The sequence below is a fragment of the Kitasatospora sp. NPDC057512 genome (assembly GCF_042802135.1).
In the GTDB taxonomy this organism is placed as follows: domain Bacteria; phylum Actinomycetota; class Actinomycetes; order Streptomycetales; family Streptomycetaceae; genus Kitasatospora.
This window is the reverse complement of the sequence record NZ_JBHVET010000701.1, coordinates 1-4,531: the sequence shown is the minus strand read 5'-3', so window position 1 is coordinate 4,531 and position 4,531 is coordinate 1. Positions and strand designations below refer to the sequence as shown.

At 76.6% G+C, this 4,531-nt stretch carries 3 protein-coding genes; 2 read left to right on the top strand and 1 reads right to left on the bottom strand.

Annotation, left to right across the window (positions count from 1 at the left end; all coding sequences use genetic code 11):
• Positions 1-77 precede the first annotated feature (77 nt).
• Positions 78-2,207: a restriction endonuclease gene (locus ACFU6K_RS32190; protein WP_380669047.1), complete on the bottom strand. Its 2,130-nt coding sequence runs from the start codon at positions 2,205-2,207 to the stop codon at positions 78-80.
• Positions 2,208-2,514: 307 nt separating this feature from the next.
• Between ACFU6K_RS32190 and ACFU6K_RS32185 the strand changes: the two genes are divergently transcribed.
• Together ACFU6K_RS32185 and ACFU6K_RS32180 are read left to right on the top strand one after the other, a co-directional pair.
• The gene (locus tag ACFU6K_RS32185; RefSeq protein ID WP_380669045.1) at positions 2,515-3,459 is read left to right on the top strand and encodes a DUF2797 domain-containing protein; all 945 of its coding nucleotides are present in this window, start codon (positions 2,515-2,517) and stop codon (positions 3,457-3,459) included.
• A gap of 105 nt (positions 3,460-3,564) precedes the next feature.
• Entirely contained in the window at positions 3,565-4,527 is a 963-nt protein-coding gene (locus tag ACFU6K_RS32180; RefSeq protein WP_380669043.1) for an alpha/beta fold hydrolase, read from the top strand.
• The last annotated feature ends 4 nt before the right edge of the window (positions 4,528-4,531 follow it).

The window sequence follows — 4,531 nt, the reverse complement described above, 5'->3', positions numbered from 1 at the left end:
GGTCTTCTCCTCCTCAGGTATGACCCAGGACCCTGAGGACCAAGGACCCCGGCAGGCTCCGGACGGGGCCCGGCCGGCTACTCGACCGCCACGCCGAAGGCCGCCGCCAGCCCGGCCAGGCCGTTCGTCACCGCCCGCCCGGACGGGCTGAACTCCCAGCCGCCGGCGGCCCGGCGGAACGCCCCGAGCAGCATCGCGCTGTCCGGCACCCCGCCGGTCGGGCCCGCCCAGGCGTCCGGTCCGCCGGCGCCCGGCCCGTACGCGGCGGCGAGCGCCAGCCCGTGCACGTAGCCGAGCGGCAGTGCCGGGTGCTCCTCCTCCTCGGTGGAGACGGCGACCACCACCTCCTCGACGGCGGCCGGCAGCCGGTGCAGGTCCAGCGCCAGCCGGGCCGCCCGGGTCGGCTCGCCCGGCACCGAGCGGGTCGGGTGCAGCCGCACGGCGCCGTCCGGGTCCTGCGGGCTGTTGAAGAACACGAAGTGCTCGTCGCTCAGCACCCGGCCGCCGGCGCACAGGAAGGCGGTGACGTCCAGCTCCACCGCGTCCCCGCCGGCCGTCCGGCTCTGCCAGCTCACCGTGAGGGCGGTCTCCCGCGCCTCCTCGGGCCGGTCGTTCGCGGCGGTCGCGGCGGCGGCAGCGGTGGGGCCGTCGCCGCCGAGCCGGCCGCGCAGGCCCTGCTCGGCGAGCAGGGCGACCAGCTCCGGGCCGCTCACCAGGGCCAGCGGCTTGCCCTCGATGTAGCTGTACGAGCCGCGGCCGAAGCCCGCGGTGGTGACCAGGATGCCCTTGATCGCGCCGTGGTGGCGGACGGTGGACTCCAGGTCGCGCACCGCCGTCGGCGGGACGGTCTTCTTGTAGCGCTTCGCCTGGATCACGATCGTGCCGCCGGTCACCGGGTCCAGGTCCTCGGCCACCACGTCCACCCCGACGTCGCCGCTGCGGGCCGTGGTCATCACCCGGAAGCCGCGCAGCCGGAACAGCTCGGCGATCAGCTCCTCGAAGTCCAGCGGGTCCATCTCGAACAGGTCCGGCTCGTCCTCGCCGCCGTGCCCGGCCAGGCTCCCGCCGACGCTCTCCGGCCGCCGGTCCGGCCGCACCTCGTCCAGCCGCTCCGGGCGCGCCGACAGCCGGCCGCCCAGGCCCTGGAAGCACTCCACCGGGTCCACCCGGTCCAGCGCCAGCGCGGCGAAGCCCGCCCGGGTGGCGGTCAGGGTGGAGAGGAAGCGCTCGGCCTCCCGGCCGGTCGCCGGGTCGATGCCGAGGACGAAGCCGTTCAGCACCACCGAGTCCAGCAGCCCGTCCCGGTCCGCCCGGAACAGCTCCACCGCCACCCGCAGCGCCGACTGCGCCAGCACCTCCCGGTACAGTGCCTTGCGCTCCGTCGCCGGGCGGGCCACCTCGGCCTCGCGGTCGTCCGACTTCACGTACCGCACCCGGGCGGCGGCCGGCACCACGTCCGGCCCGGGCAGCTCCCAGTCCACCACCAGTTGGCGGCTCCCGGCGTCGAACGCCGCCGCCAGCCGGTGCGGGAAGCCCTCCGGCCAGGCCGCCGAGGCGTACAGGCCGGCCGTGAAGTACTCCTGCACCGCCTCCGGCTCGCCCGCCCGCAGCCGGCGCAGCAGCTCCTCGGTCCGGGCGGCCAGCTCCTCCTGCTGCCGGCGGGACTGCTCGACCCCGGCCAGGTACTCCTGGTGGTACGCGGCCAGCCGGTGCTGCCGGTCGACCTCCCGGGCCTGCGCGGCGTACCAGTCCTGCTCGAACCGGGCCCGGGCCTGGGCCAGGTACTGCTCGTACTGCTGCCGCACACCCGGGTTGCGGGCCTGCACCGGGTCCGGCGGCGGCACGAAGTACCGGGCCGAGGACTGGTCCGGCATCGGCACCGGCTCGCCCAGCGGCCCCGGATCGAACGGCGGCACCGCCGGCGGCGCCAGCAGGGCCTGCGGGCCGAAGGCCGGCGCGGCCAGCCCGGCGGCCAGCAGCCCCCTCAACTCCTCGACCCGGGCGTCCAGTTCGGCCGTCCGCCGGGCCACCTCCGCCTCCCGCGACTGCTGGTAGGCGCGCTGCGCCTCGCGCTCGCCGCGGGCCGCCGCCTTCTGCACCTCCCGCTGCTCCCGCTCCCGGCGGCGCTGCTCCGCCGCCTCGGCGCGCCACCGGGCCTCCTCCCGGCGCTGCTGCTGTCGCTGCGCCTCCGCCCAGATCGCCAGCACCCCGCTGCTCCGCCGCCCCGACACCGTCCGTCCACCCCATTCGCCTCGCGCCCGATGCGGCCGCCGCGGCACCGCCTCCCGACCGCGCCGCCGACCGCGCCCGCCACAATAGAACGTGAACACCCCGCCCGGCCAAGCGCCGGTGACCTGCGGGGCTTTCGGGCGGGGAGGAGGGGCCGGCCGACGCGGAGCTGACGCCCCGTCGAGGGGGTCGGCGGGCGGGGTGGCAGGGGCGTGCCGGCCTCGGGCCGCCCGTCCTGTCGGTGGCACCGGGTAGTGTCGTCGGCTACCGACGGCCAGGAGAAACGTGACGATCCCCCCGCAGCCCCCCGAGCACCAGGCCCGCCCCTCCGGATGGGTCTCCACCGGCCTGAGCTGGCGGGACGGCCGCGCCGTGCTCGGGGCCGCGCGCGGTGCGCAGGTGCACGAGCGCGCCGTGGCGCCGGGGGTGGAGGTCGGCTGGCTGCTGGGCGGCCCGCGCCGCTGCGTCGGGGCCTGGCTGGCCGGGGCGACGGAGCGCACGCCCTGCCCGCACCACGCGGTGATCGACCCGGGCGGCGGCGCGACGCAGTGCCCGGCCTGCCAGAGCGTGGACCGCGGCCTCGCCCTCGCCCGGGACCAGATCCTCGACGACGGCCGCACCTACCTGCTCTACCTCGCCTGGTTCGGCGAGGGCCTGCTCAAGGTCGGCCTGACCGCCGAGCAGCGCGGCGACAGCCGGCTGCTCGAACAGGGCGCGCTGGCCTACGCGTTCACCGCCCGCGGCGCCCTGCCGGCGATCCGGCGCGCCGAACTCACCGTCGCCGCCTCGGGCCTGGCCCGCGAGCGGTACAAGTCCCGGATCAAGACCGAGCAGTGGTGGTCGCACGGCGACGTCCCGTACCGCCGTACGGTGCTCGGCGACGCCCGCGCCCGGGCGCACCGGCTGCTGGACGGCCACGCCCTGGAGCTGCTCGCCGACCGCCCGGTGGTCGACCACGTCGAGCGCTACGGCCTGGCCGGCGGCGCCCCGGAGGCGTACCGGGAGATCGCCGGGCTGGCCGACGGCGCGGTGCTCGCGGGCCGGCTCCGCGCGCCGGTGGGCCGGCACCTCTTCCTGGACCAGGCGGACGGCTCCGGCCCGCTGCTGCTGGACACCCGGCTGCTCACCGGCTGGACGCTCAGTGCGGTCGCCGGCCGCGGGTCCGAGGGCCTGACCCTCCAGGAGCGCCTGCGTCCGCCGGAGCCGGACACCCAGGAGGCGCTGTTCTGAGACCGCTCGGAACCGCTCCGACCAGCATGGTTGCGTAATAAAACCGCAAGGCCTAGCCTCGGCCTTGCGGTTTTAAGTTGCTACCACATTGGAGCGAGCCCGACCATGATCGCCGCCCACGAGACTTTCGACGGCACCTTCCCGTACCGGCCGCACTTCAGCACCGCCGCGGGCTTCCCCCAGCACTACGTGGACGAGGGCACCGGCCCCGTGGTGCTCTGCCTGCACGGCGAACCCACCTGGGGCTACCTCTTCCGCGACCTGGTCCGCCGCCTGGCCCCGACCCACCGGGTGGTCGTCCCCGACCACATGGGCTTCGGCAAGAGCGCCACCCCGGCCGACCGGACCTACTGGCTGCAGGACCACGTCGACAACCTGGAGGCGCTCGTCCTGGACCTCGGCCTGCGCGAACTCACCCTGGTCCTGCACGACTTCGGCGGGCCGGTCGGCATGGGCCTGGCGGCCCGCCGCCCGGAGCTGATCGCCCGGGTGGTGAGCGTCAACGGGCCCACGCCGTTCGGCCAGCCCGGCCTCGGCGCGGCGCTGGCCGCCAACGGGGCCGAGTCCCCGTGGTTCGGCTGGATCGCCAGGGCGCACGCCGAGGGCAGCCTGGAGGCCGTCCTCGGCGAGCTCGGCCACACGATCCTCAGCATCCTGAAGCTCAACGGCTTCCAGGACAACACCCTGATCACCGACACCTGGACGGCCGCCTACGGTGCGGCCTTCCCCACCCGCGCGGAGGCCGCCGGGGCGATCGGCTGGGCGAAGGGCTTCGCCACCGGAGCGCACACCTTCGAGACCCCGGGTGCCGAGGCCCGTGCGGCGCTCGCCGCCCTGCCCGCGCTCGCCCTCTGGGGCGCGGCCGACCGCACCCTCGCCGCCCGGCACTTCCTGCCCCTGTTCGCCGAGGCGTTCCCGCGCGGCCGGGCCGTCGAACTGCCCGGCGTCGGCCACTACAGCCCCGAGGACGCCCCGGACACCGTCGCCGACCTGGTGGAGCGCTTCCTCGCCGAGACGGAGGCGGAGGCGAGGGTGGGGGCGGGGGCGAGGGCGAGGGGCGCGGCGTAGGCCC

Excerpts from the sequence above, each read along its gene's own strand:
- ACFU6K_RS32180 (WP_380669043.1), top strand. The coding sequence starts at position 3,565 with ATGATCGCCGCCCACGAGACTTTCGACGGCACCTTCCCGTACCGGCCG.